Genomic DNA, 24139 nt, shown 5'->3' on the forward strand with positions numbered 1-24139 from the left:
TCCCAGTGCAGCCCCGGTGATCACCTCGGCGTCCTCCTCACAAGCACCCCCCGCCCCGCCCGCGCTTCATGAACGGCGTATGGCAGTCCCGTTGCAGCCCCCGCGATCCCCTTGAGCCCACCCCGCTCCCCGCCGTACGTTCATTTCACCGACCTCGGCAGGAGCACCCCACTCCACACCGACCCGGCCGTGTGCCCGAGTGGTTCAGGGACTCGCCTGCAAAGCGAGTTACGCGGGTTCGATTCCCGCCACGGCCTCAGCTGTCCGACCATGCAGGGCGAAAGGGGCGGCACCCTCGAAGGTGCCGCCCCTTCGCCGGTGCGGGGCCTACGCTTGCGGGCCGTAGCCGCCGTGTGGGTAGAGGAGCCAGGACGTGTGTGAGACCGCATCGGAGCAGCCCTTCCCCGAAGCCTGTCGGGCTGATCAGGCGCCCGCTCCCCATTCGCTGCTCGGGCCTGTGCTCGGGTTTCTGGGGTCGTGGCGGGGGCGGGGCCAGGGCGGGTATCCGACGCTCGACGACGACTTCGCGTACGCGCAGGAAGTCACCTTCAGCCATGACGGGCGCCCCTTCCTCCGGTACGAGGCCCGGGCCTGGCTGCTCGACGGCGACGGGGTGCCGTTGCGGCCGGCGGCGCGGGAGAGCGGCTGGTGGCGGCTTCAGCCGGACGGGCGAGTAGAGGCGCTGATCACCCAGCCCACCGGCATCACTGAGATCCTCGTCGGCCATGCCGCGGACGGCGCGGTCGATCTCTCCACGCACATCGTCGCTCTCACCCCCACCGCCAAGGACGTGACCGCCACCCGGCGGCGCTACAACCTGTCCGGCGGGGACACCCTCACCTTCGTCCACGACCTCGCCGCGGTCGGCCGGCCGTTGCAGCACCACCTCTCGGCGACCCTGCGGCGCGAAGACGACTAGAGCACCCCGCCCGCCTCGTCCTGGAACAGCTCCGTCCAGTAGTGCCAGTCCGCGTCCGTCGTCGTGCCCGTGGGGTCGATGGTGGAGAGGGCCCGGATCATCGTCTTGGCGACCTGGACGTACAGGGAGTTCGTCAGCTCGTGGGAGAGCGACTCGTCTATCTGGCGCTCCCGGTGCAGGAGCCAGAGGGTGAAGGCGAGGGTGGAGATGTCGGTGTTGAGGGGGTGCAGGATCGCTTCCCGCTCGCTCCAGTTCAGGACCGCGCCGGTCTCGCCGTCGACCACCAAGGTGTTGTCCTCGATCAGATGGCCCAGGACGATCAGGTGGTCGGCCCGGGGCGGGAGGGCGACCAGCCGGTCGGCCTGGTGCTCCGCGAGGGTCGGAAGCGGGGCGTCCGGGTCGGTGTGGAAGAGGACGCCGTCCTCCGGCAGGCCCGTCTCCGCGAGGAAACGGCGGGTCGGGGCATGGGTGAGCGTGGACGGGAAGTCGATGTCCTCGAAGCGGGCGACCCGGTTGCGGCCGAACTCCTGGTCCAGCAGGCGCGGCGGCAGGTCAAGGGCCAGGCCGGACGCCGTGCCCGGGCCCGCCACCAGGGCGAGGGGGCGGATCAGGGCCGCGATCTTCCAGAACGTCGGCACCGCACCGCCCGTGCCCTCCTCGAACACCGTCAGCAGTTGACGGGTCGCCTCCTCCACCGCCGTGGGACCGAAGCGGCCGGCGTACGCGGCGAACTGGCCTCGCACCTCTGTCAGTTCGTCCGTCGCCGTCGCGAAGCGGACCAGCGTGGGGAGCGACGGGGCCAGCGGGGTGCGGTCCATCAGGTCGGGGCGGGCGTGGAAGAAGGCCGTCGTCGAGACCTCGCCCGTGACTCCGTCGAGCAGGACCGACTCCGTTTCCATGCCGTGCAGGTCCGTCAGTCCGCCTATCACCAGTTGGTCGCGCAGCCCGTCGCTGAGCCGGCCCGCCGGGTCGGCCGTCGCGTCGGCCACCGTGCGCAGGCCGTCGCGGCGCAGTTCCTCGAAGGTGAACAGGTCGCTGTCACCGGGCAGTCCGGGGCCGCTGAGCCAGCGGCGGGTGGACACGTGAGTGATGTACGGGCGCAGTTCGTCCTCGGTCAGTCTGATCGCCGCTACGGCGGCATCGGTCGTGCTCATGGCTCCCCCGTGTGTTTCCTTGCGCAGTCCCCTGGGCACGTCTCTCACGGTCCCCTGGCAGGGCACGGCACGGCGAACCAGGTTGGCCGGCGCTCATCCCCCACTGCTCGAAACACTACGCGCCGCCACTGACAACGCCCCCCGTATCAGGGAGACGTCAGAGCACCCTCGCGCGTTCCCGTCCCGCGAGAATCGCCTCCACCGTCTGCGCCGGGGTCAGTTCGGAGGTGTCCAGCCACAGGCCGATCCGTGGCGTCGACGCCCGCAGCGCCGCGTCCAGCGCGGGGACCGTCCAAGCCGCGTCGTCGTAGCCCGACTTGGTCCGGCCCGCCTCCCGGGCGGCCACCGTCCCGGCGTCCGGCGCGAGGACCACGACGTACAGGGGGCGGGTCCGGACCAGCGCCACATACGCCGTCAGGTCCTCGCCGAGCACGACGTCCTGGACGACCGCCGTGAAACCGGCCTCCGCGTACGCTTCCGCGGTCGCCGCCGACAGCCGGTACCGCAGGCGCAGTTGGGCGTCGGCCTCACCGGACGCCCCGGGTACGTAGTCCTCGCGCCCCGACACGATCATCCGCCGGAACACGTCCCCGCGGACATGCGCGGCCCGCGGAAGCCGCTCCGCCAGCGCCTGCGCGACCGTCGACTTGCCGGCCGCCATCACGCCGGTGACCAGGACGACGCCGTTCACGCGGAGGAGACGCCGCCCACCACGGGCTCCTGAACGGGAAGGCTCATCGGTCCGTCACCACCGCGGCCTGCGGGCGGATCGGCAGCCGGTTCACGGGACGGCCGGTAGCCGCGCGTACGGCGGAGGCGACGGCCGCCGGGGAGGTGACCACCGGCACCGCGCTCGCCGCCTTCGCGCCGAACGGTGCGATCACGTCCCGCTCCTCGACGAGCTTGACGATCCGGATGTCCGGCGCGTCCAGGGCCGTCGGCAGCGCGTACCCCGTGAGGTCCGGGTGGCGGATCAGTCCGCGCGCGGTGCGCAGGTTCTCCGTCAGCGCTATCCCGACGCCCTGGGTGACGCCCGCTTCGATACGGGCCTCCAGCTGGGCGGGGTTGAGGATCCGGCCGACATCCTGGGCGAGTGCCATCTCGACCACGCGGACCGAGCCCAGTTCGACGTCGACGTCGACGACCGCGCGGATCGCGCAGAACGCGATCCCCACGAAGGCGTCGCCCTGGCCCGCCTCGTTCAGGGGCTCGGTCGGATGCGGCCGGCACTGGGCGGTCGCCCACAGTTCCTTGCCGTCCATGGCCTCGGTGACGGTCGTCGACAGGACGCCGTCGTAGGAGGTGATCTTGCCGTCGGTGATCTGGAGCAGCTCGGTGGACATGCCGAACTTGTGCGCCAGGGGCTGCAGGAGCTGGGTGCGGACCATCTTGGCCGCGCGTTCGACGGCGCCGCCGGAGACCCAGGTGTGGCGGCCTCGAGCGCCCGGGCCGGCCGGGGGCTGGTCGGTGTCGACGGGAGCGACGTGCACCTCGTCGATGCCGAGCGTCTCCTGGACGATCTGGCGGGCCAGCGTGGTGAAGCCCTGGCCGGTCTCGACGGCCGCGCACAGCACCGTGGCGACGCCGTCCTGGACCCGTACGGTCGCCGTGGAGACCTCGTCCGCGCCTTCGGTGCCGAGCATGTGGACCATGCCGAGGCCGTAGCCGACGCCCCGGCGGATCGCGCCGGGTTCGCCCGCGCCCTCGGGGCCGCCGGGCAGCAGCCACTGGTCCTCGGGGGTGTCCTTGGGCAGCTCGGGGAGCGGGAAGTCCCGTACGGCCTGGAGCAGTTCGGCCACCGGGGCCGGGCAGGTCACCGTCTGGCCGGTCGGGAGTACGTCACCGGTGGCGAGGGCGTTGCGCAGGCGCAGCTCCGCCGGGTCGACGCCCAGCTTCTTGGCCAGCTTGTCCATCTGCGCCTCGTAGGCGGCGCACACCTGCATCGCGCCCTCGCCGCGGACATGGCCGGAGGGCGGGTTGTTGGTGCGGACGGCCCAGCCCTCGATGAAGGCGTTCGGGACGACGTACGGTCCGCAGGCGAAGCCCACGGCGGCGGCCAGGGCCTCGGCGGAGGTGTCCGCGTAGGCGCCCCCGTCGAGCAGGATCTGCGCCTCGACCTTCACCAGCTTGCCGTCCGCGTCGGCGTGGTGGCGGTATCTCAGCAGCGTGGGATGGCGGTGCACATGGCCGAGGAAGGACTCCTCGCGCGTGGCCGTGAGCTTCACCGGGCAGCCCGTCTTCAGCGCGAGCAGGCCGAGCGGGAGCTGGAAGCCCTGGTCCTCACGGTCGGCGGTGGCGCCGGGGACGCCGGTGACGACGACCTTGACGCGCTCGGGCTCCAGGCCGTAGCAGGCGGCGGCGGTGTCGCGGTCGGCATGCGGGTCGGTGGAGGCGAGGTAGAGCTCGACGCCGCCGTCGGGGCGGGGCACGGCGAGGCCGGCCTCGGCGCCGATGGGGGCGGGGTCCTGGCGGCCGATGCGGTACTGGCCCTCGACGATGATCTCGCCGACGACGTCCGGGTCGCCGTGGTGGAGCGGGATGTGGCGGACCAGGTTGCCGTCGGGGTGCAGGGGCTCGGCCTCGAAGGCCTGCTCCGGGTCGGTGACCGGCTCCAGCACCTCGTACTCGACGATGACGGCGGCCGCCGCCATGCGCGCGGTGTCGGGGTGGTCGGCGGCGACGGCCGCGATGGGCTCGCCGTGATGGCGTACGACCTCGGAGGCGAAGACCGGGCGGTCGGCCTTGCCGCGGCCGTGCACCGGGCTGCCGGGGACGTCCTCGTGGGTGATGACCGAGCGGACTCCGGGCATGTCACGCGCGTGGGACGTGTCGATGGACACGATGCGCGCGTGCGCGTGCGGGGAGCGCAGGACGGCGGCCCACAGCAGGCCCTCGGCCCACAGGTCGGCGGCGTAGGGGAAGGTGCCCTCGGTTTTCGCGCGCGCGTCGGCGGCCGGCAGGGAGACGCCGAGGCCGTGCGGAATCGGCTCCGGGGCAGGTGCTGCCTCCGCGGCGGTGGTCGCGGTGGCGGCTTCGTTGCTCACGCCTGGCCTCCGTCCTGTCCCTGTCCGTACGCCTGCTCATGCGGTCCGGCGGCGCCCGGGAAGCCCGGCGAGTCGAACGCCGACGCGTGGACGCTTCCGCCCCCGGGGCCCGCCTGGTGCGGAATACGTGCCTCGTCGCCATCCGTCTCACCGTCGCCCGTCGCGTGGGCCTCGCGCTCGGCGACGACCTCCTTGACGGCGTCGACGACGCCCCGGTAGCCGGAGCAGCGGCAGAGGTTGCCGCACAGTGCGGTGCGGGTCTCCATCTCGGTGGGCGCCGGGTTGCCCTCCAGCAGGTCGTGCACGGTCATCGCCATGCCCGGCACGCAGAAGCCGCACTGCACGGCGCCGCACCGGGCGAGCGCGCGCTGCACGTCCGAGGGGCGGCCGTCCGCGGCGAGGCCCTCGACGGTACGGACCTCGCTGCCGGAGGCGGTCACGGCGGGCACCAGGCAGGAGGCGACGAGCCGTCCGTCGACCTGGACGTTGCACGCCCCGCACTCGCCCTGCGAGCAGCCGTCCTTGGCGCCGGCGAGGCCGAGCCGCTCGCGCAGTACGTAGAGCAGCGACTCGCCGATCCAGGCGTCGGTGACCGGGCGGTCGACGCCGTTGACGCGCAGGACGAAGGAGGCGAGGGGGTGTTCCTCGCCGGAGTGTGCGGGGGCCCGCTCGTCAGGGTTCTCGTCGGCGTCGGGGTCGGCCGCGTGCTCCTCGGCTGCCTCGGACTCCGGTTCGTCGTCGTCGCCGACGGGCGGGGCGTGCTCCGTGCCGGGCTCGGCGGGGCCGTCAGCGGCTTCCACGGCCCCGTGGGCGTCGTCGGAGTCCTCAGGTGCCGCCGGAGCCTCGCCGGCGCCGGGAGTGGGCCGTGAGGCGGCCGTGGAGGGGCTGTCCGCGGAGGGCTCGGCGGGGTCGTGGGGCGCACGGCCCGGCTCGGCGCGCGTGTGCGCGGTCGGCGTGGGCTGCTCCGACGGGTCTGCGGGCGCGTGGTCCTCGGTGTGCGCGGCGGGCGGCACATGCACGTCGGTGTGCGTGTCGGCCTGCGTCTCGGCGGCCTCTACGGCGTAGGCGTCACCGGCGTGCCCCTCGCCGTGCGGGACGTGCGCGTGCCGCTCGTCGGCCGCTCCGGCGCCGCCCTGGGCCGGGTCGTCCCACGGCTGCGCCGGCTGTGTCGCCCAGGGTGCGGACGCGCCGCCCGGCAGGGTCGCGGGAGGGGTGCCGCCCCACTGCTCAACCAGGGCCGACGTGGTGAACTCGCCCGATTCGTCCGGGAGGTCTCCGCCGACGACGGGGATCGACCACTGCCCGGTGACGTCGTGGCCCGGCACGGGCGCGGCCGCGGTGTCCTCGACGTTCCACTGCTGGGTGGACGCGGGGTTGTACGTGAACTGTCCGGTCTGGCCCTGCGGCACCGCGTTCGGGTCGGGCCAGCCGGTCCCCTCGGCGGGGGCGCCCCACGCGCCCGTGCCCGCCGGGTCGGTTCCGGTGCCGTCGCCCGGTGCGGCCGTTATCTGCGGCGGCACATAGCCCTGGCCGCGCGCGGCGAGCGGACTGTCGGCGGAGGCCAGGAGGGCGTCGATGCCTCCTTCGGGGAGCTTCACGAAGGCGGTCGCGCCGTCGTCGTAGTCGCCCTGGGGCAGGGGGTCCCAGCGGCCCGCGGCCCGGGGCGTGCCCTCTCCGTGCTGGTCGTCGGTCATGACAGTGCCCTCCCCAGTGCTCGTCGGGCCAGCGCGGCGACGGTGCGCCGCAGGTGCAGTACGGCGGGCGGATGCTGCGGTACGGAGCCGTCCACGGCCGGTGCCGGGTCGGGGATGCAGGCCGCGGCGACGTACTCGCCGAAGGCCTCCAGGGCCTCCGGGACGATCGCGCGGCCGTTGTCCCAGTCGATGAGCCGGGCGACCCACTGCTCGGCGTCCAGGGGCCGCAGCGGCATCGGCGCTATGGCACCGACGGCGCACCTGACCCCGCGCCGGGCCGGGTCGAGGACCAGCGCGACCGAGGCCATCGCACGGCCGGGGCCGGTGCGGCCGGTCACCTTGAGGAAGACCTGCGGGGCGTGCAGCAGCGGTACGCGGACGAAGCCGATGAGCTCTCCGGCGCGGAGCATCTCCATGCCGGCCAGCAGGTGGGAGACGGGCATCTCCCGGCGGGCTCCGTCCTGACCCGCGATGATCAGGGTCGCCTCCAGGGCGGCCAGAACGGGCAGCGCGTCGCCCGTGGGTGCCGCCGAGGCGATGTTGCCGCCGAGGGTGCCCGCGTTGCGGATCTGCGGCGGGCCTGCGGCGCGGGCGGCGGCCGCGAGCGCCGGGATGAGGGCGGCGAAGTCGGGACGGCCCATACGCGCGTGTGTGAGACCCGCGCCGAGCAGGGCGTGTCCGTCCTGGTACTGCCAGCCGCGGATCTCGCTGATCCGGCCGAGGCCGACCAGCGCGGCGGGCCTGAGCTGCCCGGAGTTGACGGCGGCCATCAGGTCGGTGCCGCCCGCGACGGGCACGGCGGCGGGCATGGCCGTGAGGGCCGCCACCGCCTCGTCCAGCGTTGTGGGCAGCGTGACGGCCTGCGTCGCCTGCGGTGCGTGCGTGGTCAAACCGGCTGCCCCTTCCCGCTGTCCCACCTGGCCCTGCCTGTTGCTGCCGTACGGTACGTGCTGACAGGGCGGACGTGGCAACTCTGGCACATCTTCGCAACACCCGAAGACAGGGGTCCGCTAGGAGGCATTCGGTGGCATTCGCCCGCCCCGTCCGGGAGATGGTCCGTTTTCGCACGGCATCACCGGCACATACCGATTGACTCTCTTAAATGGCTCTTGGGGTTTTTTTCCCTTACCTGTTCGGTGGCGTCCCCTCGATGGGCCGGCCGAGCACTCCGGGCCGCTGCTGCCACGGCAACGGCCCTGTGGGCGGCCGGTAGCCGACGCCCAGGGCGTCAAGTCGCTCGTAGTGAAGGGCCATTCGCCGCTCGAAGTCCGCGAAGTCCCGTTCCGCCGGAGCGGGCAGAGCGCTCCAGGCCACCTCGGCGAAGGCCGCCAGCCGGGGGAAGGTCTGGTAGTCGACGCGCCCCTGGTCCTCCATCACCTCGGTCCACACGTTGGCCTGCGCGCCGAGGACGTGCGCGGCCTCCTCGGGCGTCAACTCCGGTGGAACGGGCTCGAACCGATAGACGTCCTCCAGGGTGCGGACGTAGGCGATGGGGACCGGTTCGTCCGCGCCCGCGTCCTGCCGGTAGTCCAGGTACACCTGCTGCTCGGGGCACATGACGACGTCGTGGCCCGCGCGGGCGGCCGCGATGCCGGCCGCGTAGCCGCGCCAGGACGAGACCGCCGCGCCTTCGGCCAGCCCACCCTCCAGGATCTCGTCCCAGCCGATGAGCCGACGCCCGCGCGCGGAGAGCCACTTGTCGAAGTGTCCGATGAACCAGGACTGCAACTCGTCCTCGTCCGCGAGGCCGAGTTCCTCGATCCGGGCCTGGACGAAGGACGACTCCCGCCACTGCTCCTTGGCGCATTCGTCGCCGCCGATGTGAATGAACTCGGAAGGGAACAGCTCCAGCAGTTCCTCGAACACGCCCTCGTAGAAGCGCAGGGTGTTGTCAGTGGGGGCGAGTACGTTCAGAGAGATGCCCCAGCTGTCCCAGACCGTGAGGGAGGTCGTGTCGATGACGTCGGTGATGCCGAGTTCCGGGTACGCGGCGATGGCGGCCTGCGAGTGTCCGGGCACGTCGATTTCGGGGACGACGGTGATATGCCGCTCGGCGGCGTAGGCGACGATCTCCCGGATGTCGTCCTGGGTGTAGAAGCCCCCGTGCGGCTTCTCCTCCCACAGCGGTGAGGCCCCGTGGCCGAATTTGGTACGCGCCCGCCATGAGCCCACCTCGGTGAGCCGGGGGTACCTCTTGATCTCGACCCGCCAGCCCTGGTCGTCCGTCAGATGAAAGTGGAAGACGTTGAGTTTGTGCGCGGCCATCAGATCCAGGTAGCGCAGCACCCCGTCCTTGGTCATGAAGTGCCGGGCCACGTCGAGCATGAGGCCACGCCAGCGGAATCGGGGGGCGTCCTCGACGGTCTGGTGCCGGACGCCGTACTGCACGTCGGGGGCGACCGGTGCGCGCCGGAAGGCGTCGGGGCCGAGGAGTTGACGGAGTGACTGCGCGCCCCAGAACACTCCGGCCGGCCCGCCGCCCGTGATCTCGACACCCCAGCCGGTGGTGACCTTCAGCCGGTAGCCCTCCGGGTCCAGGGTGTCGTCGAGACGCAGCGTGAGCGTGTTCTCGGCGCCCTCCTGCCCAGGCGGCAGCGGCAGCCCGAGGGCCGCGCCCAGGGTGGCGCGCAGCCAGCGCTGGGTGGAGTCGGTGCCGGCCGCGCCCCACAGGGCGGTGTCCGGCCCGAACACGAAGCCGCATGGAGTGGGTCCCACGACACTGCGCGCCGCGGGAATCAGTTCTGCGAGCGAGGTCACATCAGTCCTTAACCGCTCCGCCCAGCCCCGAGACCAGGCGTCGCTGTACGAGTACGAAGAACACCAGTACCGGAATCGTCATCACCGTCGAGGCGGCCATGACGCCGCCCCAGTCCGGCTCGTCCGGTTTGAAGAAGACCAGCAGGGCCATCGGCAGCGTGGACTGCGAGGTGTCGCTGATGATGAACGACTTGGCGAAGAGGAAATCGTTCCAGGCGGAGATGAAGGAGAACACGCTCGTGGCCACCAGACCGGGCAGGACGAGGGGGAACAGAATCTGCCACAAAAATCGCGCGCGGCTCGCCCCGTCGATGTACGCGGCCTCCTCCAAAGCCTCCGGTACGGCCTTCACGAACCCTCTCAGCATCCAGATCGCGAAGGGCAGCGAGAAGGCGATGTGGGGCAGGATCAGCGAGCCCAGCGTGTTCAGCAGACCGAAGTCCCGCATCTGGAAGAACAAGGGGATGGTGAGGGCCTCCACGGGCACCATCTGGGCCACCAGAAACATGATCAGGAGGGTGGTCCGGAAGCGGAAGCGGAATCGTGTGACGGCCGTCGCGGCGAGAAACGCGATCAGCGCCGAGACGATCACGACACTGCCCGCCACGACAAGGCTGTTGACGAAATACCGACCGAAATCCTGCTGCCCGAACACTCGCCGGAAGGAATCCAGCGAGGGCGAGAGCGTCCAGGGCCGGGGCTGGGCCGACTCGATCTCGCCGGCCGGTCTGAAGGCGCTGAGCACCATCCAGTAGAGGGGGAAGGCGACGACGACCGCGATCAGCAACGCGGACCCCTCGGCGGCCAGCCGCCAGGGACGCCGTACGGACAGCCGGGCCCGGGCGCGTGGAAGGCTCACAGTTCCTCCCCCTGGCGGCGCAGCAGCCGCAGGTACACCAGCGTCACGGCGAGCAGGATCAGCAGCATCACGACGCCGATCGCCGCGCCGAGGCCGTACTGCGAGGAGGCGAAGGCCTGCTGGTAGGCGTAGACGTTCAGGACGAGGTTCTGTCCGGCGATGCCTCCCCCGTTCGTCATGACGTAGATCTGGGTGAAGACCTTGAAGTCCCAGATGACCGACTGGATGGTGACGACGGCCAGGATCGGCCGCAGCATCGGCGCGAGCACCGACCGCCAGATCCGCCACTGCGAGGCCCCGTCCAGCGCGGCGGCCTCCAGCACCTCGCCCGGCACGGCACGGATCCCGGCGTACACCGTGACCATCACGAACGGGAAGGAGCACCAGACGACTTCGAGGAGTACGAGGAGGAAGGCGCTGACCCGCCCGTACGTCCACGAGTGGTCGCCGAGCCCGAGGACGCGGTTCACCGGTCCGAAGTCGGGGTCGAAGAGGAGCAGCCATACCGTCGACCCCGTCACCGCCGGTGTCGCCCACGCCCCCAGCGCGGCCAGCATCAACGCCAGCCGCGGCACGGCCCGTACCCGGGTGAGGAGCACGGCCAGCGCGCACCCGACGGCGAGCGTCGAGACGACACAGGCCCCCGCGAACAGCACGGTGGCCAGCAGCACCTGCCAGAACTGCGGGTCGGAGAACAGCGCGGAGTAGTTCCCGAGCCCTTCGAAGGCGGTCGGTTCACCGCCGCTGACCTGGGCCTGGGTGTACCGGAAGAAGGAGATCAGACCGAGTTGCCAGACGGGGTAGACAAGCAGTGCGCCCAGGACGACGAGGGCGGGGGCGAGATAGAGCCAGGGTGCCCGGGTGGTGCGGTTGATCACTGACGTCACCGAGGTCACCCGACGGAGCCGAAGGCGTTGTCCATCTTCTTCGCCGCTTCACCGGAGGCCGCCGCCACGTCCTTCTTGCCGCTGATGACCTCCTGGAACATCGTCGGCAGCACCAGCGAGGAGTCGATCTGCGACCAGGCGGGCGAGGCGGGCACGAACTTCGTCCCGGCGGCGAGGGTCTGCGCGAAGGGCTTCACATACGGCTGCTCGGCGGCGGCCTGCTGCCGGACGTCCGCGAACGTCGGCAGGAACCCCATCGCGCCGAACATCGACGCCTGCGTCTTCTTCGAGGTGAGCTGTTCCATCAGGTCCACGGCCAGCGTCCGGTGGGCCGTGCTCTTGAGCACGCCGATGTTGTTGCCGCCCGCGAAGGCGGGAGCTATCGACCCGGCGGTGATCCCGGGCAGCGGCACCACCGCGTACTCGCCCTTGACCTTCCCGGCCTCGACGGCCGTATGGCTGAAGTCGCCGCCGATCGCCATCCCCGCCTTGCCCGCCGCGAACGCGGTGATCGTGTCGTTGCCGCCCATGCCGGCGCACTTCGCGGCGGGACAGTTGGTGTCGGTGAAGAGCGAGGTGTACTCCTTGATGCCCTTCTGCGCGGCCGCGCTGTCGATCGCGGAGGCGTACGACCCGCCCTTGCCTTCGGCGAGTTCGCCGCCGCCCGCCCAGATGAAGGGCATCGCGCCGTACGTGTAGGCGCCGCCGACGACGAGGCCGTACAACTCGGGCTTCGCGGCGCGGATCGTGCGGGCCGTGGTGGCCAACTCGGCCATCGTCCTCGGGACTTCGAGTCCGAGTTCCTTGAAGACGTCGGTGCGGTAGTAGAGGGCACGGACGCCGACGTAGAAGGGCGAGCCGTAGATCCTGCCGTCCACGGTGACCGACTGCCTGGCCGTGGGGTCGGTGTCCTTCGCCTGGTTCCAGTCGCCGAACTCCCTGGTGACGTCGAGGAGTCCGCCGTCCTTCACATAGCCGGCGGTGTCGGTGTTGCCGTACTCCATCACGTCGGGTGCGGAGGACGGATCGTTGAAGGCGGCCTTGACGCGCTGGGCGCGGGTCTCGACCGGGATGTACTCGACGTCGACCTTGGTGTCCCGGTGAGCCTTCTCGAAGGAGGCGACGACGGAGTCGACGACCTTCTCCTTCGGTTTGTTGCCGACCTCCTGGAAGAGCCAGACGCGCAGGGTGCCGGTCTTCTCGTCCTTGTCGGAGGAGGAGTTGGAGGAGGTCTGGGGCGCGCAGGCGGTGACGACCAGGGCGGCCAGGAGCAGGGCGGGAAGGTGGGGGGAGAGCTTCATGGAGTGTTCCTCCGGGCGTGCGTTGCAACATATGCAATGACGGTTTCGCTCAACGCAACGGAGGTTATGGGTTACATGAACACGCCCACAAGAGGTCTCAACCACTTCGTGACCCTCGGCCCGCTCCGGCACACGCGAAGGCCCCCCGTGGCGCGCCGCAACGCGACCCGGGGGGCCTTCGAAATCCTCAGAGCGTCACACGACGGACCGGACTACTTGTCGCCGCCCTTGCCGCCCTCGTCGTCCCCGGATCCCATGGACTCGTAGATCTCCTTGCACATGGGGCACACGGGGTACTTCTTGGGATCGCGGCCGGGCACCCACACCTTGCCGCACAGCGCCACGACGGGAGTCCCGTCGAGGGCACTCGCCATGATCTTGTCCTTCTGGACGTAGTGGGCGAAGCGCTCGTGGTCGCCGTCACCGTGGGACACCTGCGGCGTCGGCTCTACGAGGGTCCCCGTACCAGTCCCGCGCTCGGGCTCGAGAGTGCTCATGAAGCCAAGAGTACTGAAGGTCACATGCATCAGTTGAGCGAAGGGTCGTCCGCGTAGGTGGCCACCATCGCGAGTTCGTTGCGCTGGCGGCGCAGGACCTCGCGCCAGAGTCTCTCCGGGGACGGCGAGGAGACGTCGCCGGGTTCCGACTCGACGACGTACCAGGCTCCGTCCACCAGCTCGTCCTGCAGCTGGCCGGGGCCCCAGCCCGCGTAACCGGCGAAGATGCGCAGGCTACCGAGGGCCGAGGCGAGCAGCTCGGGCGGGGCCTCCAGGTCGACCAGTCCGATCGCGCCGTGCACTCTGCGCCAGCCCAGCGGGGCCCCGTCGACGGCCCCGCCGCCGGGTATGACGGCGACCCCCAGGGCCGAGTCGAGGGAGACCGGGCCGCCCTGGAAGACAACACCGGGTTCGCCGGCGAGGTCCGCCCAGCCCTCCAGGATGTCGCCGACGTCCACCGGGGTGGGGCGGTTGAGGACCACACCGAGCGAACCCTTCTCGTCGTGGTCGAGAAGGAGCACCACCGCGCGGTCGAAGTTCGGGTCCGCCAGGGCGGGTGTTGCCACGAGCAACCGCCCTGTGAGCGAGGACACCTCGGTCATGCCAGACATGATCCCGCATCTTCCCTCGAAGTGTGGAGGCAATGCGTTCACCGCCGAGGTTGCAGCTCAGAGCGCAACCGTGCGCCCCACGCGTGCGACACGCGCCCGTGACCCCATGTGCCCGACAGGGAACGGCCCGTGTTGTGACAGAGCTATGACGTGGTTGGGCGGCACTTGGGCTTACAGAAGGGGGGTGGGCGGCGATTACCCTTTCCCTTCTGGTCCCTGCCCGACTCATCGGAACGCGAGATACATGACCGTCAACGGCTCAGACGACGTACTGCTTGTCCACGGCGGAACCCCGCTGGAGGGTGAGATCCGTGTCCGCGGTGCGAAGAACCTCGTACCGAAGGCCATGGTCGCCGCCCTGCTGGGCAGCGGACCGAGTCGACTGCGCAACGTTCCGGACATCCGTGACGTGCGCGTCGTACGAGGGCTGCTGCAATTGCACGGGGTGACGGTCCGTCCGGGTGAGGAACCGGGCGAGCTGGTGATGGACCCGACCCATGTCGAGAGCGCCAACGTCGCTGACATCGATGCCCACGCGGGGTCGAGCCGCATCCCGATCCTTCTGTGCGGGCCGCTGCTGCACCGCCTCGGGCACGCGTTCATCCCGGGCCTCGGCGGCTGCGACATCGGCGGCCGGCCCATCGACTTCCACTTCGAGGTGCTGCGGCAGTTCGGCGCGACGATCGAGAAGCGCGCGGACGGTCAGTTCCTGGAGGCGCCCCGGCGGCTGCGCGGCACGAAGATCCGGCTGCCGTACCCGTCGGTGGGTGCGACCGAGCAGGTGCTGCTCACCGCCGTCCTCGCCGAGGGCGTCACCGAGCTCTCGAACGCGGCCGTGGAGCCGGAGATCGAGGACCTGATCTGCGTTCTGCAGAAAATGGGCGCCATCATCGCGATGGACACCGACCGGACCATCCGCGTCACCGGTGTGGACCAGCTCGGCGGCTACAACCACGCGGCCCTGCCGGACCGTCTGGAGGCGGCCTCCTGGGCGTCCGCGGCGCTGGCGACCGAGGGGAACATCTACGTCCGCGGCGCCCAGCAGCGCTCGATGATGACGTTCCTGAACACCTACCGGAAGGTGGGTGGCGCCTTCGAGATCGACGACCAGGGCATCCGCTTCTGGCACCCCGGCAGCCAGTTGAAGTCCATCGCGCTCGAAACCGACGTGCACCCGGGCTTCCAGACGGACTGGCAGCAGCCCCTGGTGGTCGCCCTGACGCAGGCCACGGGCCTGTCGATCGTCCACGAGACGGTGTACGAGTCCCGCCTCGGATTCACCTCCGCGCTGAACCAGATGGGTGCTCACATCCAGCTGTACCGCGAGTGCCTGGGCGGCTCGAGCTGCCGCTTCGGCCAGCGCAACTTCCTCCATTCGGCGGTCGTCTCGGGTCCGACCCGCCTCCAGGGAGCCGACCTGGTCATCCCCGACCTGCGCGGCGGCTTCTCGTACCTCATCGCGGCGCTGGCCGCCCAGGGCACCTCACGGGTCCACGGCATCGACCTCATCAACCGCGGCTACGAGAACTTCATGGAGAAGCTCGTGGAGCTGGGCGCGAAGGTGGAACTGCCGGGCAAGGCACTCGGATAGCAGCAGGTCGTACATACACCGATGGGGCGGGCTCCCACTGCGGAAGCCTGCCCCATCGGCATGCGGAACCTCGTCCGGCCGTGACAGCAGGGCCGTGGGTACGACGATGGGGCGGCCCTCGGTGAGAGAGGCCGCCCCATTGGCGTTACTGAGCCTGTACGTCGTCCCGGGACGTACCGTCAGGCTTACTTGCCCTTGGCGGCTTCCTTGAGCTTGGAGCCCGCCGAAACCTTGACGCTGTAGCCGGCCGGGATCTGGATCGGGTCGCCGGTCTGCGGGTTGCGCGCGGTACGAGCGGCACGGTGGGTGCGCTCGAAGGTCAGGAAGCCGGGGATGGTGACCTTCTCGTCACCCTTGGCGACGATCTCGCCGACGGTCTCGGCGAACGCGGCCAGAACGGCGTCGGCGTCCTTGCGGGTCACCTCGGCGCGGTCGGCCAGCGCGGCCACCAGCTCACTGCGGTTCATGTTGTTACTCCCGTGTTCTTCTTGCCGTTGGGGTGTGCCTCGCGGCAGGGCCGCACACGTGGCACAGCGAAGCCGATGCGCTCGCGCCCAGTGACGCATCCTGCCCCTACCTGCTGCGGGAAAGCCAATCCGGCACCCGCAGGACTCGTGAGAACACCCTAGGGGGTCACACGAACAGGGGCCTGGGCGTGGCGCCACCATAGAGGGTGACGTGAAGCGCCCGGTTTCGCGACGCGCCGGGCCGGAGGGCCACCGTGGCGATCCTCACAGCCGGCGCCCACTGTAGACGCGGCCCTACGCCGTCGCCCCCGCGGCCTTCGCCGCGTCCCGCACCGCACCCGCGACCGCACCGGCGACCTTGTCGTTGAACACGCTCGGGATGATGTAGTTCGGGTTCAGCTCGTCCTCGGTCACGACGGCCGCGAGCGCCTTCGCTGCCGCGAGCATCATCTCCGTGTTGACGGTGCGGGACTGAGCGTCCAGCAGACCGCGGAAGACACCCGGGAAGACCAGCACGTTGTTGATCTGGTTGGGGAAGTCGGAGCGGCCGGTGGCCACGACAGCCGCCGTCTCACGGGCGATCGTCGGGTCGACCTCGGGGTCGGGATTCGCGAGCGCGAACACAATCGCACCCTCGGCCATGGCGGCCACGTCGGCGCCGTCGAGGACGTTCGGGGCCGAGACGCCGATGAAGACGTCGGCGCCGCGCACGGCCTCCTTCAGCGTGCCCGTCAGGCTCTCCGGGTTGGTGTTGTCGGCGATCCAGCGCAGCGGCGAGTCGGCGGCGGCGTCCACCAGGTCCTCGCGGCCGGCGTGCACGACGCCGTGGATGTCGGCGACGACGGCGTTCTTGACGCCCGCGGCGATGAGGAGCTTGAGAATGGCCGTACCGGCCGCGCCGGCGCCGGACATGACGACCCGGATGTTCTCGATCGCCTTGCCGGTGACGCGAAGTGCGTTCGTCAGGGCGGCGAGGCAGACGATCGCCGTGCCGTGCTGGTCGTCGTGGAAGACGGGGATGTCGAGGGCCTCGCGCAGGCGGGCCTCGATCTCGAAGCAGCGCGGCGCGGAGATGTCCTCGAGGTTGATACCGGCGAACCCGGGGGCGATCGCCTTGACGATCTCGACGATCGCGTCGGTGTCCTGGGTGTCCAGGCACAGCGGCCAGGCGTCGATGCCGGCGAACCGCTTGAAGAGGGCCGCCTTGCCCTCCATGACCGGGAGGGCGGCCATGGGGCCGATGTTGCCCAGGCCCAGCACGGCCGAACCGTCCGTCACGACCGCAACGGAGTTGCGCTTGATGGTGAGGCGGCGCGCGTCCTCGGGGTTCTCGGCGATCGCCATGCAGACCCGGGCGACACCCGGCGTGTAGATCATCGAGAGGTCGTCACGGTTGCGGATGGGGTGCTTCGACGCCATCTCGATCTTGCCGCCGAGGTGCATGAGGAACGTACGGTCGGACACCTTGCCGAGCGTGACGCCCTCGATGCCGCGCAGCTCCTCGACGATCTCTTCGGCGTGCGTGGTCGAACTGGCCGCGATGGTGACGTCGATCCGGAGCTTTTCGTGACCGGAGGCGGTGACGTCGAGGCCGGTCACCGAGCCTCCGGAGGACTCCACAGCGGTGGTGAGCTGCGATACGGCGGTTCCGCTCGCGGGCACCTCCAGCCGGACCGTCATCGAGTAGGAGACGCTGGGCGCCGTTGCCATGGCCGACTTCCTCTGCTTTCACTCTGGTTCGCCGCGCAGTGTCCGCGCCGGTCTTCCCACCGACCTGCTCTTCTGCCGGGGGTCCGGGGGTTATCTCCCGGGAAAGACGCAGCCACCTGTGCGCTGATGCCGTCCGATCGTCGCACCTACTGAGGAGTAGGCGTTAGCCGCACAGGGTTGCGGACTTTGTGTTCACGAGAAGAGGCCCACGTCCCCTGGACGTGGGCCTCTCGTCAAGTCAGTGACACCGACCCGCCATGCTCGCCTCGCGGCAAGTGGTCGCTCGTGGCGACGAAGGTTGGGCCCGGGGGCTTGGATCGGGCCGGTGTCACACCCAGGCTAACAAACGGATCCCGAAAGACCATTCCCGTCCCGCGAGTTCAATCTCTCAGCAGATCCGGCACCCCGTCCGCGTTTGGCTGGTCCCGGTCCGCCGACACCACGGTCAGCTGCTGGGTCGCCCGGGTGAGCGCGACGTACAGCACACGCAGGCCGGCCGGTGACTCGTCGGCGATCTCGGCCGGGGAGACGACGATCGACGCGTCGTACTCCAGGCCCTTGGCCTCCAGGCTGCCCAGCGCGACCACGCGGTCGCCGAGCCCGGTGAGCCAGCGGGCCGCCTCCTCGCGCCGGTTCATGGCGACGACGACGCCGACGGTGCCGTCGACGAGGTCGAGGAGCCGGGCCGCCTCCTCCCGGACGGTGTCGCCCAGGGATTTCCGTACGACCGTGCCGTGTCGGCTGTTCGTGGTCACGAAACGCGGCTGGACGCCGGTGGACCGTACGGCCGACGGGGAGATCGCACCGGGCATGGCCAGTGCGAGGACCTTGGCCGCGAGGTCGGCGATCTCGGAGGGGTTGCGGTAGTTGACGGTGAGCTGGAAGCGGCGGCGGGGGCGGGTACCGAGGGCCTCGTCGCGGGCCTCGGCGGCCTCGTCGGGGTCGGACCAGGAGGACTGGGCCGGGTCTCCCACGACCGTCCAGGTGGCGTGCCGGCCGCGGCGGCCGACCATGCGCCACTGCATCGGCGTGAGGTCCTGGGCCTCGTCGACGATGACGTGGGCGTACTCGACCCGTTCCTGGGCGAGCCGCTCGGCCCGCTCGCGCTGCGTCTCCTCGCGGACCGGCATCAGCTCCTCCAGGCCCGTGAGCTGGTCGAGCGGATCCAGGTCCCGCCTCCTGCGCGGGCGGGACGGGACGCCGAGCAGCGCCTGGAGCTCGTCGAGCATGGCGATGTCGTGCACGGAGAGGCCGTCCCGTCTGAGCGAGCGGGCGACCCTGCGGACCTCGCCGGGGTTGAGGATCCGGCGGGCCCAGCGGCCCAGGCGCCGCTCGTCGGCCATGGCGGCGAGGACGGACTTCGGAGTGAGCTCCGGCCACCAGGCGTCGAAGAACGCGATGAAGCTGTCCTCCGAGGTGATGTCCTCGTCGAACGACGACCGCAGTTCGGCGGCCAGCTCCGGATCGGCGTGCCGGGTTCCCGACCCGGACCTGGTCCACAGGGCGTCCAGGAGCAGCCTGCGGGCGCGGGGGCGCAGCAGGTTGACGGGCGCGGTGCCGCTGAGGGCGGACTGGCGGATACGTTCCAGCTCGTCCGCCTCCAGTTCGAGCCGGCGCCCGAAGGCGACGACGCGCAGCCGGGTGGCGGCGCCTCCGGACGCCCCGGAGGTGATCCCGGGGGTGTCCTCCTCGCCGAAGGCCAGCTGCCCGGGGCCGCTGCCGCTGCCGCTCCCCAGGCTCCGGGTCCCCGTCTCCAGCGCCCCGTGCGCCGCCTTCCGCAGGACCTTCAGCATCCGGTACGACCCCTTGGCGCGGGCCACCGACGGGGAGTCGTACACGGTGGCCTCGACGCCGTCGACGAGCGAGCCGATCGCCCGGATGGCGACCTGGCCCTCCTCGCCGAGGGACGGCAGGACGCCCTCGGTGTACGCGACGAGCAGGGGCGTGGGCGAGACGATGAGGATGCCGCCCGCGTAGCGACGGCGGTCCTGGTAGAGCAGATACGCGGCGCGGTGCAGGGCCACGGCGGTCTTGCCCGTGCCGGGGCCGCCCTCGACGTACGTCACCGAGGCCGCGGGGGCCCTGATGACCAGGTCCTGCTCGGCCTGGATGGAGGCGACGATGTCCCGCATGGTGTGGCTGCGGGCCTGTCCGAGCGCGGCCATCAGGGCGCCGTCGCCGATGACGGGCAGCTCGTGGCCGTCGAGGAGGGCCTTGAGCTCGGGGCGCATGAGGTCGTCCTCGACGCCGAGCACCCTGCGGCCCTTGGACCGGATGACGCGGCGCCGTACGACACGCCCGGGATCCACCGGAGTGGACCTGTAGAAGGGCGCTGCGGCCGGTGCCCGCCAGTCGATGACCAGCGGGGCGTACTCGGAGTCCAGGACGCCGATCCGGCCGATGTGCAGGGTCTCCGCGATGTCCGCGGTGTTGTCCTCCCGGACTGCGCCGTCGGCGGGCTCCACGGCGGTGTAGGCGCCGTCCGGGCCCTTCCTGCCGTCCCTGCCCAGGAGCAGGTCGATCCGGCCGAAGAGGAAGTCCTCGAACTCGTTGTTGAGGCGGTTGAGGTGGACGCCGGCCCGGAAGACCTGGGCGTCCCGCTCCGCGAGCGCGCCAGGTGTGCCCACCTGGCCGCGCTTGGCCGCGTCGTTCATCAGGAACTCTGCCTCGTGGATCTTCTCCTCGAGGCGCCGGTACACCCGGTCCAGATGTTCCTGTTCCACGCTGATCTCGCGGTCCCGAATTGAGTCGGAAACCGAGTCGACCGCGGTCGGTTGAGCCTGAGCGGCCACCGGGCCCCCTTCTGACGTGCTGGGCAGCCGTCAACCGTACGCGAAGGGGGCCCCTAGCGGGAAGTTACACGTCGACCTGCACCAGCTTCTTGCCGTTGGAGTCGACTACCTCGAAGTGGTCGATGTCGCCCTGGGCCGGGGCGACGGCCCCACCGATGTAGAGCGGCTTCTTGGACTCCGGGGTCTTGCCGTCCGTGATGCCGTAGCCCCACTTGCCGACGGACCAGGTGGACGCCGTCCAGCGTTCGCCGTTGTCCGCGACGGCGATGAGGGAGCACTTGAGCGGTCCCTTGACGCCCTTGAGCTCCAGGCCGAGCGAGGTGCCCCAGTCCTTCTGCTGCATGGCGACGGTCGCGCTGACCCCGGTCGAGGGGTCGTTGCCGGAGACCTTGTCGCTCATGGACTCGAAGAGTTCCTTCGCGGTACTCGCGAGGACCTGGTTCTGCTTGGGCTGGGTGCCCGAGTCGCCTCCGCTGGCCGCCATCGCGACGAACGGACCGCCGATGATCAGGGCGGCCGCGGCAGCGACCATGTAGAAGCTGCGGCGCCGCTTGTGCGCACGGCGCTCCGCGACCTCGTCCACGAGCTTGTTCACGATCCGTGGGCTGGGCTTCGCGGAGAGCGACTCCCCGATCGCGGGTGTGCCGGAGCCCGGCAGGTCCGCGAGGGCGGCGAGCATCGGCTCCATGCCGGCGAGCTCGTCGAGCTGCTGGGCGCACCATTCACAGGTCGCGAGATGGGCTTCGAAGGCGGTTGCCTCGGCGTCGTCGAGGATCCCGAGGGCGTAGGCGCCGACGGTCTCGTGCTCGTTCGGCACCGGAGATCCCATCATGGAACCTGACATACCCGAACCACCTGTACCGAACCCCTGGTTACCCCCGTACACACTCATCACGCCGTCACCCCCCGCTCCTCCAGTGCGAGCTTCATCGACCTCAGGGCGTAGAACACCCGCGAGCGGACAGTTCCGCTGGGTATGCCCAGGGTCTCGGCCGCCTCGTTGACGGTACGCCCCTTGAAGTACGTCTCGACGAGCACCTCCCGGTGGGCCGGGGTCAGGTCGTCGAGCGCGTCCGACAGCGTCATCAACCACAGCGCCTTGTCGATCTCGTCCTCCGCGGGGATGACCTCCAGCGGTGACGGGTCGACCTCCTGCGGCCGGGCCTGCCGGCTGCGGTGTCCGTCGATGACGATGCGCCGGGCGACCGTCACCAGCCAGGGGCGTACCGATCCGGTCGCTCGATTGAGCTGTCCGGCGTTCTTCCAGGCACGGATGAGCGTCTCCTGCACCACGTCCTCGGCTCTCTGGCGGTCTCCCGCAACCAACCGGAGGACATACGCAAGGAGAGGCCCGGCATGCTCCCTGTACAGGGCACGCATCAGCTCCTCATCAGGTTCCGAGGGCTGGGACATGCGATGTCGGGCCCTCGATCCACGTTCATTGGCCACGACAGAATCCTTGCGCACGCCCACCTCCGATGTCCGGGGGTTCCCCCAGTCGGTCGCTCGACTACGGGTACGGACGTGGGGTGCGGAGTGTTCAAAGTGCTACGACAGTTTTCTTCGTAGTGACGTGACGAGACGGGACATGCGTGCACATTCCCGCCGCTCGATCTTCACATTTCCACCACGCTTGAGTGATCACCACTACGGCCCGTGAGGTTGAGCGAGTAAACGATATGTAATCGAAATCACTTCGACAGGCCCTCCACAGAAGGGACATAACGACCGGTCAGGCGCGCGAGACGGCCGTGCGCCTCCGATGCCGGGCCACTCTTTCGCGGTTTCCGCACACCTCACTGGAGCACCAGCGCCTCCTGCGCCCCCGTGATGTATCCAGGTACACGATGGTGCAGTTGTCCCCTTCGCACTCTCTGATCCCTGCCCGCGCGACCGGGTCGGTGAGCAGCTCCACGGCGTCCCTCGCGACGGCCCCGAGCAGTGCCGCGCAGTCGGGCGGACCGTCCAACTCCCGCATCAGGAAGCCGTCCGCACCGGACACCGCCCGCGGGGCCGGGGGCGCGGCGCGGGCGGCGCCGTTGACGTGGGCGAGCGCGAGGTCGTAGCCGTGCCCGGGGCCCTCGCGCACCAACTGTCCGATCCAGCCGCGCAGTTCGCGGAAGCCGACGAGCCAGGAGGGGTCCGCGTGCGTCAGGCCGGTCCCGTCCGGCACCAGCCCCGCGCCGACGATCCAGGCGCACAGCACCTGCGTCGAGTCGAGGCGTTCCTCGGGGTGGGTGGTCGCGAGGAGGTCGAGACAGATCCGTCCGGCGTCGAAGCGCAGTTCGTACGCGACCGTGGCCGTACCCAGTGCCATGTGCCTGTCACCGCCTAGGGGTGCCCCGGTCGGAAGGGGTCGGTGAGGTGCGTCGGGGTGTTCGGGGCTCCCCCTAACAGTGCCTTCCCGCCCCCGCCGCCGTAACCCCCCGGACCGGGAGCGGTACCTGGATGTGCGGGCATGCGGCGGCGCGTCTCGGCCATGTCGAGCCGGCGGGAACACCTGATCCGGGCCTGGCCCGCTCGGATCCAGCCCCTCCGGCGTTTGAGGAGCGGGGGTCCGGGGGCGGAGCCCCTGGAGGACGGGACGGGACGGGTAGGGGCGGCGGGGGCGAACCCCTCACACGTCGGAGTACTTCGCGTCCGCCGCCGGGTCCAGCGCCAGCCGGTACCCCCGTTTCACCACCGTCTGGATCAGCTTCGGCGCCCCGAGGGCCGTACGGAGGCGGGCCATGGCCGTCTCCACCGCGTGCTCGTCACGCCCGGCGCCCGGCAGCGCCCGCAGCAGCTCCGCCCGGGACACCACCCAGCCGGGCCGCCGCGACAGCGCCCGCAGCAACGACATCCCCGCGGGCGGCACCGGCCGCAACGCCCCGTCGACCAGCACCGCGTGCCCCCGGATCTCCACCCGATGGCCGGCGACGGGCAGCGATCGGGCGCGTCCGGGCAGCTCCTGGCACAGCAGCTGCACGAGCGGTCCGAGCCGGAAGCGCTCCGGCTGCACCGTGTCCACTCCCTGCGCCTGCAACGGCAGCGCGGTCACCGGCCCGACACACGCCGGAAGCACATCGTGGTTGAGCGCGGCGAGAAGTTCCGGCAGCAGGCTGCGGTCCTCGGCCCGTGACAGCAGGGAGGCCGCCGCTGGCGCGCTCGTGAAGGTCACCGCGTCCAGCCCGCGCGAGACGGCCGCGTCCAGCAGCCGGTCGAGCGGCGCGAGGTCCTCCGGCGGCATCCACCGGTACACCGGCACCCCCACGACCTCCGCGCCCGCGGCCCTGAGCGCCTCCACGAACCCCGGCAGCGGCTCGCCGTGCAGCTGGATGGCGATCCGGCGCCCCTCGACGCCCTCCTCCAGGAGCCGGTCGAGCACCTCGGCCATGGACTCGGACGACGGCGACCAGTCCTCCGTCAGCCCGGCGGCCCGTACGGCCCCCTTGACCTTGGGTCCGCGCGCGAGCAGCTCCACCTCGCTCAGCCGGTCGAGGAGCGGCTCACCGAGCCCCCACCCGTCGGCGGCCTCGACCCAGCCGCGGAAACCGATCGCCGTGGTGGCGATCACCACGTCCGGTGCCTGGTCGATGAGGTTCTTCGTCGCCGCCAGCAGTTCGCTGTCGTCGGAGAGGGGCACGATCCGAAGGGCGGGCGCGTGCAGTACGACGGCCCCGCGACGCTGGAGCAGCGCACCGAGTTCGTCGGCCCGGCGCGCGGCTGTGACCCCCACGGTGAACCCCGCGAGGGGGCCGTGTTGCTCTGCTGGCTGCTGTTCGTCGTACATGGCTGTCGTCCCGCAGTCTGTCGTCTGACCTACATGCCGACCGAGCCTGTCAACGGCTCGTGACAGGCTCGGTTCCGGTTCATG

At 70.7% G+C, this 24139-nt stretch carries 20 protein-coding genes and 1 tRNA gene; 3 read left to right on the forward strand and 18 right to left on the reverse strand.

The window, feature by feature from the left end:
- Positions 1-185 precede the first annotated feature (185 nt).
- Positions 186-257, forward strand: a tRNA-Cys gene (locus OHT57_RS20115).
- Positions 258-373: 116 nt separating this feature from the next.
- A complete protein-coding gene (locus OHT57_RS20120; RefSeq protein WP_328747844.1) occupies positions 374-919 on the forward strand; it encodes an FABP family protein in 546 nt (181 codons plus the stop codon).
- On the opposite strand, the gene OHT57_RS20125 is transcribed toward OHT57_RS20120, so the two are convergent.
- The 11 genes from OHT57_RS20125 to OHT57_RS20175 form a co-directional block, all read right to left on the reverse strand.
- Positions 916-2073, reverse strand: a complete 1158-nt coding sequence (locus OHT57_RS20125) for an SUKH-4 family immunity protein (protein WP_328747845.1) — start codon at positions 2071-2073, stop codon at positions 916-918. The genes OHT57_RS20120 and OHT57_RS20125 overlap by 4 nt on opposite strands.
- A gap of 157 nt (positions 2074-2230) precedes the next feature.
- Complete coding sequence (locus OHT57_RS20130) at positions 2231-2764, reverse strand: AAA family ATPase (protein WP_328747846.1); 534 nt, start codon at positions 2762-2764, stop codon at positions 2231-2233.
- 43 nt (positions 2765-2807) lie between these two features.
- Positions 2808-5117, reverse strand: a complete 2310-nt coding sequence (locus OHT57_RS20135; RefSeq protein ID WP_328747847.1) for a xanthine dehydrogenase family protein molybdopterin-binding subunit — start codon at positions 5115-5117, stop codon at positions 2808-2810.
- Positions 5114-6811 (reverse strand): 2Fe-2S iron-sulfur cluster-binding protein, encoded by a 1698-nt coding sequence (locus OHT57_RS20140; RefSeq protein ID WP_328747848.1) that lies wholly within the window; start codon positions 6809-6811, stop codon positions 5114-5116. Before OHT57_RS20140 ends, OHT57_RS20135 begins: the two co-directional genes overlap by 4 nt.
- On the reverse strand, positions 6808-7701 hold the full coding sequence (locus OHT57_RS20145) for an FAD binding domain-containing protein (protein ID WP_328747849.1): 894 nt from the start codon (positions 7699-7701) through the stop codon (positions 6808-6810). Before OHT57_RS20145 ends, OHT57_RS20140 begins: the two co-directional genes overlap by 4 nt.
- Positions 7702-7936: 235 nt before the next feature.
- Positions 7937-9568: a beta-N-acetylhexosaminidase gene (locus tag OHT57_RS20150; protein WP_328747850.1), complete on the reverse strand. Its 1632-nt coding sequence runs from the start codon at positions 9566-9568 to the stop codon at positions 7937-7939.
- A 1-nt stretch (position 9569) separates the two neighbouring features.
- A complete protein-coding gene (locus OHT57_RS20155) occupies positions 9570-10427 on the reverse strand; it encodes a carbohydrate ABC transporter permease (RefSeq protein WP_328747851.1) in 858 nt (285 codons plus the stop codon).
- Entirely contained in the window at positions 10424-11314 is an 891-nt protein-coding gene (locus tag OHT57_RS20160; protein ID WP_328747852.1) for a carbohydrate ABC transporter permease, read from the reverse strand. Before OHT57_RS20160 ends, OHT57_RS20155 begins: the two co-directional genes overlap by 4 nt.
- 5 nt (positions 11315-11319) lie before the next feature.
- Complete coding sequence (locus OHT57_RS20165) at positions 11320-12615, reverse strand: extracellular solute-binding protein (RefSeq protein ID WP_328747853.1); 1296 nt, start codon at positions 12613-12615, stop codon at positions 11320-11322.
- Between the two features lie 212 nt (positions 12616-12827).
- Positions 12828-13112 carry a DUF3039 domain-containing protein gene (locus OHT57_RS20170; RefSeq protein WP_328747854.1) on the reverse strand — a complete coding sequence of 95 codons (285 nt, stop codon included), beginning with the start codon at positions 13110-13112 and terminating at the stop codon, positions 12828-12830.
- A gap of 29 nt (positions 13113-13141) precedes the next feature.
- On the reverse strand, positions 13142-13714 hold the full coding sequence (locus tag OHT57_RS20175; RefSeq protein WP_328747855.1) for a YqgE/AlgH family protein: 573 nt from the start codon (positions 13712-13714) through the stop codon (positions 13142-13144).
- 253 nt (positions 13715-13967) lie between these two features.
- On the opposite strand from OHT57_RS20175, the gene murA reads away from it, so the two are divergent.
- Positions 13968-15314 carry a UDP-N-acetylglucosamine 1-carboxyvinyltransferase gene (gene murA, locus OHT57_RS20180; protein WP_328747856.1) on the forward strand — a complete coding sequence of 449 codons (1347 nt, stop codon included), beginning with the start codon at positions 13968-13970 and terminating at the stop codon, positions 15312-15314.
- Between the two features lie 185 nt (positions 15315-15499).
- Here murA and OHT57_RS20185 read toward each other — a convergent pair whose 3' ends face one another.
- From OHT57_RS20185 to OHT57_RS20215, 7 genes are all read right to left on the reverse strand, one after another.
- Entirely contained in the window at positions 15500-15781 is a 282-nt protein-coding gene (locus tag OHT57_RS20185) for an HU family DNA-binding protein (RefSeq protein WP_007382399.1), read from the reverse strand.
- A gap of 294 nt (positions 15782-16075) precedes the next feature.
- Complete coding sequence (locus tag OHT57_RS20190; protein ID WP_328747857.1) at positions 16076-17491, reverse strand: NAD-dependent malic enzyme; 1416 nt, start codon at positions 17489-17491, stop codon at positions 16076-16078.
- Between the two features lie 380 nt (positions 17492-17871).
- Positions 17872-20283: a HelD family protein gene (locus OHT57_RS20195; RefSeq protein ID WP_328747858.1), complete on the reverse strand. Its 2412-nt coding sequence runs from the start codon at positions 20281-20283 to the stop codon at positions 17872-17874.
- A gap of 64 nt (positions 20284-20347) precedes the next feature.
- Entirely contained in the window at positions 20348-21127 is a 780-nt protein-coding gene (locus tag OHT57_RS20200; RefSeq protein WP_328747859.1) for an anti-sigma factor family protein, read from the reverse strand.
- Between the two features lie 47 nt (positions 21128-21174).
- Complete coding sequence (locus OHT57_RS20205; protein ID WP_010039908.1) at positions 21175-21696, reverse strand: sigma-70 family RNA polymerase sigma factor; 522 nt, start codon at positions 21694-21696, stop codon at positions 21175-21177.
- A gap of 319 nt (positions 21697-22015) precedes the next feature.
- Entirely contained in the window at positions 22016-22600 is a 585-nt protein-coding gene (locus tag OHT57_RS20210; protein WP_328747860.1) for a CGNR zinc finger domain-containing protein, read from the reverse strand.
- Positions 22601-22900: 300 nt separating this feature from the next.
- A complete protein-coding gene (locus tag OHT57_RS20215; RefSeq protein WP_328747861.1) occupies positions 22901-24055 on the reverse strand; it encodes a uroporphyrinogen-III synthase in 1155 nt (384 codons plus the stop codon).
- Positions 24056-24139: the final 84 nt, after the last annotated feature.

Origin of the sequence: Streptomyces sp. NBC_00285 (assembly GCF_036174265.1) — a bacterium.
GTDB lineage: Bacteria > Actinomycetota > Actinomycetes > Streptomycetales > Streptomycetaceae > Streptomyces.

What these genes read in the sequence shown, in the direction of transcription:
- OHT57_RS20125 (WP_328747845.1), bottom strand. Translation starts at nt 2,073, where the DNA reads ATGAGCACGACCGATGCCGCCGTAGCGGCGATCAGACTGACCGAGGAC.
- OHT57_RS20140 (WP_328747848.1), bottom strand. Translation starts at nt 6,811, where the DNA reads ATGACCGACGACCAGCACGGAGAGGGCACGCCCCGGGCCGCGGGCCGC.
- OHT57_RS20165 (WP_328747853.1), bottom strand. Translation starts at nt 12,615, where the DNA reads ATGAAGCTCTCCCCCCACCTTCCCGCCCTGCTCCTGGCCGCCCTGGTC.
- OHT57_RS20170 (WP_328747854.1), bottom strand. Translation starts at nt 13,112, where the DNA reads ATGAGCACTCTCGAGCCCGAGCGCGGGACTGGTACGGGGACCCTCGTA.
- OHT57_RS20175 (WP_328747855.1), bottom strand. Translation starts at nt 13,714, where the DNA reads ATGACCGAGGTGTCCTCGCTCACAGGGCGGTTGCTCGTGGCAACACCC.
- murA (WP_328747856.1), top strand. Translation starts at nt 13,968, where the DNA reads ATGACCGTCAACGGCTCAGACGACGTACTGCTTGTCCACGGCGGAACC.
- OHT57_RS20185 (WP_007382399.1), bottom strand. Translation starts at nt 15,781, where the DNA reads ATGAACCGCAGTGAGCTGGTGGCCGCGCTGGCCGACCGCGCCGAGGTG.
- OHT57_RS20190 (WP_328747857.1), bottom strand. Translation starts at nt 17,491, where the DNA reads ATGGCAACGGCGCCCAGCGTCTCCTACTCGATGACGGTCCGGCTGGAG.
- OHT57_RS20200 (WP_328747859.1), bottom strand. Translation starts at nt 21,127, where the DNA reads ATGTCAGGTTCCATGATGGGATCTCCGGTGCCGAACGAGCACGAGACC.
- OHT57_RS20205 (WP_010039908.1), bottom strand. Translation starts at nt 21,696, where the DNA reads ATGTCCCAGCCCTCGGAACCTGATGAGGAGCTGATGCGTGCCCTGTAC.
- OHT57_RS20210 (WP_328747860.1), bottom strand. Translation starts at nt 22,600, where the DNA reads ATGGCACTGGGTACGGCCACGGTCGCGTACGAACTGCGCTTCGACGCC.
- OHT57_RS20215 (WP_328747861.1), bottom strand. Translation starts at nt 24,055, where the DNA reads ATGTACGACGAACAGCAGCCAGCAGAGCAACACGGCCCCCTCGCGGGG.